This window comes from Marinobacter sp. GH_1 (assembly GCF_048595985.1).
Taxonomy (GTDB): Bacteria; Pseudomonadota; Gammaproteobacteria; order Pseudomonadales; family Oleiphilaceae; genus Marinobacter; species Marinobacter shengliensis.
Map to the genome: position 1 here is coordinate 2,526,093 of NZ_CP184460.1, position 12,135 is coordinate 2,538,227.

Sequence of the window (12,135 nt, forward strand, 5' to 3'; positions counted from 1 at the left end):
TTGCAGCGAAGCAGAGAAAAGGGCGTCCGGTGGAGGGCCGTCAGGCCCGGAACGAACTGGAACTATTTGTTAAGCAATCGGTGACCGCTGCATCGTAATACTACCCTCGAAACCGAACCGACGGTAAAAGGCAGCAAGCTCTCCTTGGGTCCTGTTGCTCCCTTGATCGGGAACCGGTTCTAAGTAGAGACGAACTCCCATTTTGTCTGCCAACTCACAGAGCATGTTCATCATCCCGGTTCCATAGCCCTTGCCGGGAAAATAGGAACGAAGATACATGACCCAGACCATACTCGGATTCATCTGTGGCTCAAAATGCAGGTAAATACAGCCGATATCCTCTCCATGATCTTCAACGACAAACGGATGTTCTATGCCGGAAGCCACAAGGATTTCTTTGGAATTGTCCCTTTTTCCAGAATACTTCTTCTGGATTGCCGTAATGTACTCGAGCTCTCTCATTTGATGCTTAACGCCCGCAACACCGGCAAACTGGAGCGCAGCGTAAGTTTGTCCGTGTGCTTGCGTTTGTTAGCACTTTAGAACGGCTCATTGTTGTCTTCATACATCATGTTGTGCATTTCTTCTTCTAGATCAATCTCAAAATACTCTACGGCATCATAATGATTAGTTGATACATATGTATTTCCTAAGCCGCATGCCACGAGCTTTGAATAGCCAGATATTTTTAGCCCACAAGCAGTGCAGGCAAAGTTTGCAGGGAGCATTGTTTGTTTCTCAACAATTCCGTCTTCATCAACTGTGGTTTTCGGTGCACCAACTGAACGCCCCTGTATCAAAGCCACACTACTACATGCTGGGCATTGAACCCTATGCCCATGATGCCTCGTTGACAGCAATTCAGCTTGCTCTGAAAGTTTAGCCCTTTCTTCGTCTGATTTATCATCCCAGATCGTTCTATGCGCATTAATGGTTCCTTTAACCGATTTGGCACTTTCATCCTTCAAAGCAGAAATATGGTGCTCGGCTTCCTCTGCCGCATCTTTGCCTAGTAAGGCCTCCAACGTTTCGCCAATTGATGTCACCAGAACTTTGCATACAGAGTAAAACATTGGAAGCCAAGAAGAGGAGCCTACACCATCGAAAGGTAAAGCCCCGGAATGCAATTCGCTATTTCTTTTGTTTATATGAGCGATGCTAAAATTCAACATCTCTCTCGTAAAATCCGGAAAAAGGGTCTCAGCTCGTTTTAGTAGATCAGAAATGTCTGCGGATTTAGGAGTGAATTTTTGCTGGTTCGGGTCAGTGCCAACTGCGTATAGAATATTATTCCAATCTTTTCCATCAGCAATCAAGGCGGGCGATATATTGGATATAGCTGCCCGAACCAAAATCTCAAGTGTTAGTGCAGACCAAAAACCAAACTCCCAATCCGAATGCTCCTTCTCCATCATTGTTTCAATGTATCGCTGAGATTTTGAAAACAATGCGTCTTTAGACCATTCGTGCACTGTTCTTGTAGCGTTCAAATCATCACCTCGTCAAAGTAAACTCTTTCTATTTTTCTATCAATTGACTTCGTGCTGACAGCGCTTCTGCCGTGAAGCATCCGCCAATTGTCTATGAGCAGGCACTGACCATTCCTATCAAGATTCAGGCTTATATATTTTGCGCTACTTATAGCGTATTGAATTTTCAACTTTAGCTCTTCTGCATTACTATTTGCAGGCTCTATGAATATTGAATCCCACCGAAATATCTCACCTTGCTTGACCTTTAATAGGTTCGCCGCCCTATCTAACCTCTTCCTAGGCTTAAAGTGGGACCTGCTCAAAATGCTAGCTTCAATATCACCACATATGTCTCTGCTATCGATGAGTTTCGTTTCAACATCAGGCGCAGGGACAGCGCATCTTAGAAAGAGGTATCTTGGTGGAACGTACCAATGAGCCAAATCAGTATGAAAAGGAAATTCGTCAAGCCCAAAGTTGCCACTATAGGTGTTTTCTAGTTCGTTCTCCTTTTGCCTTGGCGTCAGTGTTTGCACCAACGGCATCGTGGGAACCCTGAACACCGTTCCGATGTTCTGTGCCACTTCAAGCATCGACATTTCTGCGTCACTTGACAATGACATATACCCTTTTTCTTTCAGCTCTTTCCCCAATGCTAGATCTCTCACTTTGTGGTGCTAACGCCGCTAAGCACGCGCGGTTGCGGAAATGGAGGCGAAGCCGCAATGCAGTAACCGTCGCCGTGACTTGCCTGGTTATGTGTAGGCCTGCTTAACAGCGAAGGCATAGTCCAAACTGCTTAGAACTGCAGGCTTCAGCTTGCAAAGGAGCCACCCCAGCCTAGTACAGACAATTTCAAAATTCTTCACGTAGGGCTCATTTGCCCATATGTAGATGTTCTTCTGAACCTCTCGGTCATTGTCGGAACCAAAAGAGTCCATTAGCAAAGTGCAATAACTTTCCCGGTCTGAGGCAGCGACAAGCATAAAAGTCGCTCCACATTCGAAACTAGCCGAGTGCTTATCGTATGTGACCCTGACCTGCTCATCACTGGGGAACCCATTCAGAGCATAGATATAAAGTCCGCTCTTCGTAAGTCGAATTTGCTCGCAATGCAGCCACACGATTCGCTGAGAAAAGCCGTGTTTCTCAAGCTCTCCTCGGAATTCTTCTAAGAGACTGTCACCATTCATAAAGACACATAACGCCGTTGTTCAGCGGCAGCCTTGGCAGAGCGAAGCGGCGACAAGGCTGTCCGGTGGAGGGCCGTCCGGCCCGGAACAAACTGGAACACTTGGTTAAAAATTCCCCAGGACAAACGCCTTATAAAGCAGAATGCCGCCGACGATGAGCGGCATGAGGGTGTAGCCTAAGAAATGGACGACAAACCCACCCCTCTCACCAAATTTCTCTTTCATTGGTCCCAACTTTGCAAACTGGTGAGGCGCAAGCTGCCGAGCAACCAAGGTGTATAGGCCAAATGCGACTGCAAAAAATCCGATCATGGTGTTCAGTTCCATTTGTGAGACTCCTTAGTTTTTAACGCCGTGGTAATGGGCGCCAACGGAGCGCAGCGTAGTTGGCGTCCCGTTGACCACATTGTTATGTGTTTTACTGTTCATTCACGCCTAGGCTAAAGAAACTAAAAAAGGTAAGCACTAAAAAAGGGACACTAGTCCAGACAAAGATTTTCACTATCGATTTCATGTTGCGGAACCTTCGCCAAACCAGTGAAATCAGAACGATAGATGCCGGGATAAAGAAGGTTTTTAGAGCTAGCAATGCGAAATCAAACCCTGCGCCCACTGCAGCTTTCTCAGTTTCCAGCTGTATCGACAGCCCCAAATTTGCAGTCACCACCGCGAGCGACCAACATAAAAACACGATGCCGAATTTTCGTGGCTTGCTAGAGATATCCAACTCTCCCCCTTGGTTGTCTTGATGTATCACTCATGTCGCTCTATCACATAACGCCCGGGCTCAGCGGCCGATTTGGAGGCGCACCGCGCCGGAAAAGCGGTCCGCTGCACCCCATGGTTATGCATTTACTCTGACTACGGAGCACTAATAATCTTGGCGGCAGATGGCAAGGAGTAGAAGTCCTCTGATAGCTCCACTTGCTCAACCTTTTGTAACTGTGACGTCGAGTTTTCAGATAGCAGTGCTGAATACCCAGTAGACTGGATGCAAGCGAAAAGAGCTAAGGGATCCAAGAAATTAGCAGGCTTTGGTTTGCCATCGTTAGCCCGGATTTCTCATGACGGGATAAAAGAAAGCGGCTGAAAGTGCTATGATTTCAAGAGCCTAACCAATCCACCAAGCACCAACAGCCGCTTCCAAAATGGTACCTGAAAAACTGACCTTCTCGCCACTCTCTCGCCGTCAAATTGAAGCCGACTTCTCCGGTGGCCACATTACCTCCGATGCCGGATTGCTCCTACTTCGCGAAGTCGACAAACAACACCAGCTCACTCAGCGCCTGGCTACGGTTCTGAACGATGCCCGTAATCCGGTACTGGTTCGCCACAAGCTTCAGACCATGATCCGGCAGCGGGTCTTTGGCGTGGCCGCCGGGTACGAAGACCTGAACGATCACGAGGCGCTACGCACTGATCAGGCACTTCAGACCGCGACCGGTGAAGATGCCATTCTGGCGGGCAAATCGACCTTGTGCCGCATGGAACAGCGCGTGGACCGGCAGGCGGTGGTCAAAGCCCACGAACTGCTGTGGCATCACTTCATTGAACAGCACGAGACTCCACCCAAGGAAATTGTGCTGGATTTTGATGGCACCGATGTTCCGGTGCATGGCGACCAGCCCGGCAAGTTCTTTAACGCCTACTACGATCACCATTGTTACTTCCCACTGTACGTGTTCTGCGGTCGCCATCTGCTGGTGAGCTACCTGCGCACCAGCAACCGAAGCGACAGCCGCCACAGCTGGGCCATTCTGGCCTTGCTGGTGAAGTTCATTCGGCAGTACTGGCCGGATACCCGCATCGTGTTCCGGGGTGACAGCGGCTTTTACCGTCCCCGATTGCTGAGCTGGTGCGACCGGAACAACGTGGACTATCTGGTCGGCATCAGCAAGAACAGCCGGCTGCTCAAGGAGGTAGACGTACCCTCGATGCTGGTTCGCAAGGCTCACAACGAACTGGGTGAAAAAGTCTCCGCCACCTACCGGTTCCAGTACCAGGCCCGAACCTGGAAACACCCCCGCTGGGTGATCGCGCGTCTGGAGGAAGGCGAACTGGGTGCCAACCCCAGGTTCATTATCAGTTCCCGTTACGACGACGGCGTTAAACTCTACTACGAGCAATACTGTGCCCGGGGTGACATGGAAAACCGGATCAAGGATCAGCAGTTGTGTCTGTTCGCAGATCGCACCTCCAGCACGCGGTGGTGGACCAATCAGTGGCGGTTGCTCCTGTCGGGCTTTGCCTACACGCTGTTCGAGCGATTACGGGCCCACTTGAAGAAGACGCCCTTCGAGAGAATGAGCGCCAGTAACCTGCGGCTGAAGCTGATCAAGGTGGGCGCGGTCATCATTCGCAACACTCGGCGCATACGGGTGTTGATGAGCGATGCCTATCCTTACAAAGACGAACTCTCTGACCTGGTGCGTCAACTGGTTCCGGGATAGAAGCCCGGGCTCCCCCGGCCCGACTCAATGGGGGAAAGGGGGCCGTGTGTCCGGACAACAGGAATTGATCGATTATTGATCAGTCACGGCCGCCAATGAGCGGTAATGGCGGTAACCCGCACAGTCTGCGAGACTTGCTGGGGACCTATGAGAAATCCGGGTTAGACAGGGTAGACAGCGCGTGAAAATATGCCTTCGTGACCTTTCCAGCCAGTTCGTTTTTTGCCAATACCATTGGGTCTGGCAGCTTTTTGCTCTTTACCGTAACTGTGAAAGCAGTTCCTTCCAGTCCAGCAAATGTTTCCTGCTTTTCCTGGCTAGAGAACTTTACGCTGCCTGCGCATTCAGCATCAGCTTGAATACGATCAGAAAAATCTACAGCGAGCTTTTGACCTCCCCGAGAAGAGACCAAAAACGCGTTACCATCACTCGCAACTAAATAGCTTACAGGTTTAGAGGCTCCCTTCGGGACAAACTCTAATTTGAAATGGCGTTCATCTCTATAGTAAACATGCATTTCTGTAGGCCTTGCGGATGACTCGAAAACGCCCATTACATCAGCGTGGGCGAAAGGCAACATGAAAAGAGAAAGGCCAAAAACCAAATACTTCTTCAAATTCAAAATTTACTCTCCATTTTTTGCATAACGCTTGCGGTAACCGGCGCCGGAGCGCCAGCGGAGGGAACCAAAAGCGGAACGCTTTTGGCGTGGACTTCCCCCAATAAAATGGACACGCCCCATCAGTTAATTCCCTCGAACTCTATCGGAGTTCGGTAACCAAGGCTACTGTGCAGCCGTAGGCTGTTATAAAAGCATTCAATATAGTTACATATATGTTTCCGTAACTGCCGCATTGTCACGAAGCTGGTGGCATGCAGCAATTCTCCCTTCAACGTCTTGAAGAAGGACTCCACCTCCGCATTATCCGTGCACTGTCCAGGTCGGTTCATGCTGTGTCGTACCCGATGCTGATTCAGCAGCGCCTGGGTCTTGTGAGCGCGATATTCGATGCCACGATCCGTGTGGAACAACAGATCGGGGGCTGGCTTTCGCGATATAAAAGCTTCCCTTAGGGTTGCCTTAGTAAAGTCTGCACTCAGGTTTTCGCCCAATCGCCAACTGATGATGCGTCGTGAGTAGAGGTCCAGCACTACCGCCAGGAACACATACTTCTTTCCCAGCTTGATGTAGGTAACATCGCTGCTCCAGTGCTGATTTACAGCAACCGGCTTATCCGCATCTAGCCGATGATTTGGAAGGGCTTTTAAATCCTCTCTGAGCTTTGTCATACGGCGGTATACGCGCATGACTCGAGCTTTCATACCCCATTCCTGCATTAACCGGGCAACCCGATTCTCGCCAACCACTTCGCCTTCACGGCGCAGCGCCTGATACACCCTGGGACTGCCGTAGCGCCCCTTGCTGTCGTTGTAGACTCTACGGACCTTCAACAGCAAATCGGCATTCGCAGCGGCTCTCTGGCTGGGCTTCCGGCTTGCCCAGGCATAGTAACCAGAGCGGGAGATGCTCAGGTGGCGACACAGAGCCTTTACCCCATGTTCTCCCCGGTGTTTCCAGACGAATCTGAACGCTTCCGTCGTTCCTCGGCCTGAAAACGTTGAAACTTTTTTAGGATGTCGTTTTCCTCCTGAAGCTCCGATACTCGGCGTTTCAGGCGATTGATCTCATCCCGCTCCTTCATCAGCTCTTTGGCTCCCGCCGGAGCTTTCTTGACCCGTTTCATGGCGAACTTTCCCTCTCTGTATTCCTTTCGCCAGCGTGACAGCATGAAGGGGTGTATATCCAGCGCTTCCGCTACACCTTTCACGCTCCGGTGCGTCTGGTAGCTCCATTCAACTGCTTTGACTTTGAACTCGACGCTATAGCGTTGGGTCTTCTTCCCCGTGAGCATCTTTGGCATCGTTCTTCTCCTGTTGCGGAGTTATCGATGCGTGTCCACTGAAGTGGGGGAAGTCCAGCGTCCGGTTGACTGCCTGGTTAGTGGCTTAGGCAACTTCCACCTCCCTGATCCCTGGCTCTTGATCAAAAAGCTCTTTGAAGAATTGAAAGCAACTGTCGGAGACAGTCATCTTGTTTTGACCAAGCAACTTCTCTTTCAGGCTACGGAATTTATGAACTTGAAAGACCCATTCGATTTCTGATGTTGGATCGTCGCCTTTCTCGAAAAATGCACACGCTCCGATAAGATAGTTGTTGCCATCATATTCGAGCTCACTAAACCAGCCCCAATCCTCTGCGTCCGGCTCCGTAATATCGATCTTGCCTTCCAGCTTTCTTCTCAACCATTCCAAAAGCGATAGCCCATATATCGGGTTTATCGGATTCTCTTTTTCCTTTGAGACATCGAACATCGATGTTTTGAAATGGATTGCCTTGTTCATAGCTTTCCTTGGCCACTAACGCCGAGCTGAGCGGCGGGTTTGTAGCGAAGCGGAAAACCCGTCCGGCGCAGGCCCGGGCAGGGCCGGAGCGGACTCAAGCGACTGGTTACGCGGATTCATCGGGAGCCCTCTCGATCGGAGTTCCTTGATGAAACACCATTTGCCAGCCCTCCTCGCCTCGAATCCAAATCGATGACCTCAAACTATCCCTATGCAGCCGCCCTTCAGAATCAATATGAGCCGATCGATAGGTAACCAAGGCAACACCTGGGTCCAAGTCCATTCTCTGGAAGTTCTCAGCGTGGACCTTTGGCGGTTCCGCGTCTACTAACCGCTCCAATATGGTATGTCGAGAATACTCCCTACCAGATCGCCCGATCTCCCGAAAATCCGAGCGCAGAAGCTCCCTTAGTCTAGCTGCGGACTGTCGAGTCCCGGCGGAGTGCAACTCGCGCTCTAGCTGTTCTAGTTCATCCACTCCCGACTACCCCTTCATTCCGCGTAACGCTTAGCTTAGCGGCGCCCTTGTAATGGAGGCGAAGCCGCAATGTAAAGGGCGTCCGGCGGCCATCGGCCGCGTACTACAGCGACTGGTTATGTTTTTAGCTGCCACAGCAGATCCCCATAACCCCAAATTACAGTTCCGGCAAGGGCACCTACCACAGCCAGGTATTTTACGATTTGGACTCGTAATTGATATTGCTCAGCGAGCCTGACCTCCTGACCGCTACAAAGACCTGATGGAAAGACGTCGCCATTGATACCGAAAAGCTTGTATTCAACCCATAGGGAACAGATAACCATTATTGAGCCGCTCCGCTGAAACCAGGTTGAGATACTTTCATTTTCTGGCACCAGCACTCCATAGAAAGCAGCAACGGGAAGGCCAAGAGTCAGGAGCAGGAGTGGAATCGACCAAAAGAGTGCTCTCCTGATTCGGACTTCTGCATGCGCCAAAATTTGATCAATTGTCAGCTCTTCCATGCTTCCTCAAAACATAACGCCCACAATAAACGGCGCGAGGAACGAGCGTCCGGCGACCGTAGGGAGCGAATTTCATTGTTTGGTTAAATGCCATGATTCTCCAACGCGAAGGATAGACACTCGCCCAAACCCAACTCCGGATCGGGAACTACCTGGAACTGCTCAGCTTTAAAGCCCCAAGCTCTCTCTCCACCCACACCATTTAGCGAGACACGAGCTTCGTCCTGACGCAGCTCGATCCCATACAACCAATCTGGCCACTGAGCTATGGGAAGAAACCATTTCCCCTTACCATCCTCAATGGGAGCGATGACCAGCGCTGCATAGTCCGCCATCACGGCAACATCGCCGTCCGTCTTCTTAGCCGCTGAGAAGCAGAACATCGGACCAGAATCGCGTCCTCGCTCCATAAAGCGGAGGCCGCGCTCAAAGAGCGTCAAAATCTCATCGTCATCACTTTGCGGCTTAAAGAGTGGCGCGGCGGACACGAACAAAACGCCTTCCACCGCTTCAATAGGCGCGCCACTTTCCATCTCCACCGTGAGCTGGAAACGATACCCACCTTCTAGTAAATCAAGATCGGCCGCATTGGCTGTACCTAACAGTGGCAGCGCGACAAAGAATGCCTTAATGAGCCTCACGATCTCTCTCCATTTAACGCCAGCGCACAACGGCGCCCTTGTAATGGAGGCGCAGCCGCAATGAAAAGGGCGTCCGGCGGCCGCAGGCCGCGAATTGATGCGCCTTGTTAGATGCCGTTTACCCGGCACTTTATTGTGACACCCAAACCTGAATGCCTACTCCTGATACGTTGCACCAACTCAACCCATGGCGCTAGGAACCAGAACACCCTATGCGCAGATGATGCACGGAATTTACGCCGGATTGCCCCTCAACCTTAACACCGAGGTACCAGCCAAAACCGGTGACTGACTGGCGGCTGTGTTCTGCCCGAAAACAACTGCCAAGCCGCGGCCAAACACCAATCCCAAAACCGCCGGAGCCAGGCATTTAACGCCAATGTTAAGCGGCGACCTTTTTGGAGCGGAGCGGAGAAAAGGGCGTCCGGTGGACGGCCGTCAGGCCGGGAACGAACTTGAACGACTGGTTACAAAGCAAGTGCACCCGACTACCTCCGCTGCTCTGGCGAAAACTGATGTTCGATGACCTCATAGTGCTGTACTGAGAGGTCAGGCTCAAGCTCATAAACCGCATCTTCAGGGTACAAGCGAGCCCGAGAAATATCGTTGCCGGCAAACGCCTTGATTGACTCCATCTTATCCCAGTATGTGATGAGGGTGAGCTCAACCTTGCCGGCCAAAGTGCGGTGGAAAATCTGGGCACCGAGAAAGCCGGGAGTTGCGGATGAGTCCTTGATACCAGTCTCATACAGATAGGCCGTGAACCCAATACTGTGGATTTCAGGTACCTGACATTTCCATTCCCTGGCGATCATTCCCACTCACTCTCCCTTGATTTGTAACGCTGAATGTTAAGCGGCGCCTGCGGAGCGCAGCGTAGTAGGCGTCCGGCGGACGGCCACCAGGCCGGTAGCGAACTTGAACGATTGGTTATGCATGCCCACCATACCGCTGCATCAACTCCAACACTATAACCTCATCACTTGCACCGGAATGGTAAGCTGATGATAAAAGCTGAAACAGCTCCAAAGACTCAGCCCGATCAAATATCGATGCTGCGTTACCCTCAAATAATCCGGGCAATGTATAGCTCGCCCCGCCTAGCCCCCATCCGGAACCCTCGGTAACCACAAATGGTTTATCGCTTTCGAGGCTGACTCCGAATACTTTAGGATACTGGCCGTGATGACCACCCTCCCAATCGCCGTCAATCCTCACGAGCTCAATATAATGTTCCATGGTCATCTAGTGCATAACGCTTTTGTTTAGCGGCGCACATGTAGCGCAGCGAAATGGGCGTCCGGTGTAGGGCCGGAGGCCCGGAACGTACTACAACAATTTGTTAAGTGATTCCAGGCTCTCAGGGCCGCCCTCCAATCGAACGCACTCAGCGGATTCTTGCTCCCATGGCGCGGCGGATGCTGTGTGGAGGTGAACAGAAACCCTTGATACGGCGAGTTCATCGAGCAAACCGGCTGGAACCCAAACCATCCCGGTGCCCCGCAGGCTATTTGGAACCGGACTCCCACAACTTGAGCAAAAAGCGCTCCGGAAACCACTTGGCTTTTGGTACGACCGGATCTCGCTTTGACCTGAGACCCAACGAAAACTAGAACCCAGCACAAATGTGGCAGCGTTAGCGGCAGCCCCTGTGGCTTTGCGGCACAGCGAGCAGTGACACTGATAGAGATTCCGTATCTCCCCATCAATTTCGAATTTCACGCTTCCGCAGAGACATTCACCTTGCATCGATCAGTCCTTTGGCACTTAACGCTGAATGTTAAGCGGCGCCTGCGGAGCGCAGCGTAGTAGGCGTCCGGCGGACGGCCGCCAGGCCGGTAGCGAACTTGAACGATTGGTTATACACGACACTACCACCCCCACCAATGCCAGACCTTGGCTATACCGCGCCAGACACCCCCGAGAATTGACGGAAAAAGTCGTGGAAGCAGCAACGCCAACACAGCAAAAACCAAGATACAGGAAATGAGGTAACGACTGCTGAGAAAGCCATCCCAGTAGACGGCCAACTCCAAATTGACCCAGAGCCAGACGAATGCTGCTGTTGGGATAGAGAAAAACAGCGATGCAAAAAGGCTGATCAACCTTGTTTCAATCGGCCCACCTTGGCCGCGATTCCTTGCCATGATCTATGAACATTCCTTGTGTATAACGCCGAAGCACAGCGGCGACCTTGGAGTGGCGACGAAGGAGCCACGGAAAGGGCGTCCGGCGGCCATCGGCCGCGTACTGCTGCGACTTGTTAAAAATTGGTCCAACTCCGAGGGTAGCGCAAACGAAAGATTACCGAAGTAACTTCAGCTAACTTCAAACGGCCAAGTAAAACCAGAGACAAAAAAGCTCCCTGGACGCAAACGATTAGCGCCGCTACCAACAGCAAAACCATTGCACCTGCAAAGAACGCGGTCGGATCGCCAGGTTGGGCAGAGCCAGCAAGATCAATTCCTACCGAAGCGGCTAAGATGGGAACCAAAGCGAAGTACCAGATGCCGATGCCTATCCCTACGCCCAACCCCGTGGCTACATTTGAACATACTCTGTAGTAGGGCTTTAGCCTTGCCGCGTCATGAAAGAATTTCCGTATATGCCCCATACTCTCCCGATTTTTAACGCTGACGTTTAGCGGCGACCCGACAGGGGCGTCCGGTGGAGGCCGTAGGCCGGAACGAACTACAACAACTTGTTAAAAGATTAGCAGCCTCCACCGCCGTCTCCACCACCACCGCCACATGAATCTCCGCCACCGCCAAAAAATCCGCCAGAGGTTACTCCACCTGCGTCACCGGTTGACGAAGACCGGGACCCACTAACTTTGACAGAAAGCCACACCAGAAACGCTATCAGAACAAGGGCAAAAGCGAGGGGAGCAACAGCACTTTCCAAGACAGTATCGGCCTTTAAATCAATCGCATGCCACAAGCCGAATAACATAGCTGCATAGATCAAAAACCACTTCATACGCCTATCCTTA

General features: G+C 51.5%; 16 protein-coding genes. 1 reads left to right on the top strand and 15 read right to left on the bottom strand.

The genetic code is table 11. The features are described 5' to 3' along the window. Positions 1-69: 69 nt before the first annotated feature. The 5 genes from ACNSOI_RS11515 to ACNSOI_RS11535 all read right to left on the bottom strand — a co-directional run bounded on the left by ACNSOI_RS11515 (position 70) and on the right by ACNSOI_RS11535 (position 3,422). Positions 70-462, bottom strand: coding sequence for a GNAT family N-acetyltransferase (locus tag ACNSOI_RS11515; RefSeq protein WP_420194068.1), 393 nt, complete (start codon positions 460-462; stop codon positions 70-72). Positions 463-539: 77 nt separating this feature from the next. Then, positions 540-1,490 carry a hypothetical protein gene (locus ACNSOI_RS11520; protein ID WP_420194069.1) on the bottom strand — a complete coding sequence of 317 codons (951 nt, stop codon included), beginning with the start codon at positions 1,488-1,490 and terminating at the stop codon, positions 540-542. After that, on the bottom strand, positions 1,487-2,125 hold the full coding sequence (locus tag ACNSOI_RS11525) for a hypothetical protein (RefSeq protein ID WP_420194070.1): 639 nt from the start codon (positions 2,123-2,125) through the stop codon (positions 1,487-1,489). The genes ACNSOI_RS11520 and ACNSOI_RS11525 overlap by 4 nt, the downstream gene beginning before the upstream one ends. Positions 2,126-2,770: 645 nt before the next feature. Continuing rightward, positions 2,771-2,992 (bottom strand): hypothetical protein, encoded by a 222-nt coding sequence (locus tag ACNSOI_RS11530; protein ID WP_420194071.1) that lies wholly within the window; start codon positions 2,990-2,992, stop codon positions 2,771-2,773. 91 nt (positions 2,993-3,083) lie between these two features. After that, entirely contained in the window at positions 3,084-3,422 is a 339-nt protein-coding gene (locus tag ACNSOI_RS11535) for a hypothetical protein (protein ID WP_420194072.1), read from the bottom strand. A gap of 391 nt (positions 3,423-3,813) precedes the next feature. Between ACNSOI_RS11535 and ACNSOI_RS11540 the strand changes: the two genes are divergently transcribed. Beyond that, positions 3,814-5,115: an IS1380 family transposase gene (locus tag ACNSOI_RS11540; protein WP_420194073.1), complete on the top strand. Its 1,302-nt coding sequence runs from the start codon at positions 3,814-3,816 to the stop codon at positions 5,113-5,115. A gap of 145 nt (positions 5,116-5,260) precedes the next feature. Here the strand turns inward: ACNSOI_RS11540 and ACNSOI_RS11545 are convergent, their stop codons facing one another. The 10 genes from ACNSOI_RS11545 to ACNSOI_RS11590 all read right to left on the bottom strand — a co-directional run bounded on the left by ACNSOI_RS11545 (position 5,261) and on the right by ACNSOI_RS11590 (position 12,122). Then, positions 5,261-5,737 (bottom strand): hypothetical protein, encoded by a 477-nt coding sequence (locus tag ACNSOI_RS11545; RefSeq protein ID WP_420194074.1) that lies wholly within the window; start codon positions 5,735-5,737, stop codon positions 5,261-5,263. Positions 5,738-5,856: 119 nt separating this feature from the next. Beyond that, a protein-coding gene (locus ACNSOI_RS11550) for an IS3 family transposase (protein ID WP_420194075.1) occupies positions 5,857-7,037 on the bottom strand; the annotation gives its coding sequence in 2 pieces (ribosomal slippage) (positions 5,857-6,738 and positions 6,741-7,037; 1,179 coding nt in all). Positions 7,038-7,122: 85 nt separating this feature from the next. Then, complete coding sequence (locus ACNSOI_RS11555) at positions 7,123-7,518, bottom strand: hypothetical protein (RefSeq protein ID WP_420194076.1); 396 nt, start codon at positions 7,516-7,518, stop codon at positions 7,123-7,125. Between the two features lie 106 nt (positions 7,519-7,624). Beyond that, positions 7,625-7,996, bottom strand: coding sequence for a DUF4440 domain-containing protein (locus ACNSOI_RS11560; protein WP_420194077.1), 372 nt, complete (start codon positions 7,994-7,996; stop codon positions 7,625-7,627). A gap of 116 nt (positions 7,997-8,112) precedes the next feature. Continuing rightward, a complete protein-coding gene (locus ACNSOI_RS11565) occupies positions 8,113-8,502 on the bottom strand; it encodes a hypothetical protein (RefSeq protein WP_420194078.1) in 390 nt (129 codons plus the stop codon). A gap of 83 nt (positions 8,503-8,585) precedes the next feature. Continuing rightward, positions 8,586-9,143, bottom strand: a complete 558-nt coding sequence (locus ACNSOI_RS11570) for a hypothetical protein (RefSeq protein ID WP_420194079.1) — start codon at positions 9,141-9,143, stop codon at positions 8,586-8,588. Between the two features lie 488 nt (positions 9,144-9,631). Then, the gene (locus tag ACNSOI_RS11575) at positions 9,632-9,958 is read right to left on the bottom strand and encodes an antibiotic biosynthesis monooxygenase (RefSeq protein WP_420194080.1); all 327 of its coding nucleotides are present in this window, start codon (positions 9,956-9,958) and stop codon (positions 9,632-9,634) included. A 514-nt stretch (positions 9,959-10,472) separates the two neighbouring features. Then, positions 10,473-10,892, bottom strand: coding sequence for a GFA family protein (locus tag ACNSOI_RS11580; RefSeq protein WP_420194081.1), 420 nt, complete (start codon positions 10,890-10,892; stop codon positions 10,473-10,475). A gap of 122 nt (positions 10,893-11,014) precedes the next feature. Beyond that, entirely contained in the window at positions 11,015-11,290 is a 276-nt protein-coding gene (locus ACNSOI_RS11585; RefSeq protein WP_041656223.1) for a hypothetical protein, read from the bottom strand. A gap of 565 nt (positions 11,291-11,855) precedes the next feature. Next, entirely contained in the window at positions 11,856-12,122 is a 267-nt protein-coding gene (locus ACNSOI_RS11590; protein WP_420194082.1) for a hypothetical protein, read from the bottom strand. Positions 12,123-12,135: the final 13 nt, after the last annotated feature.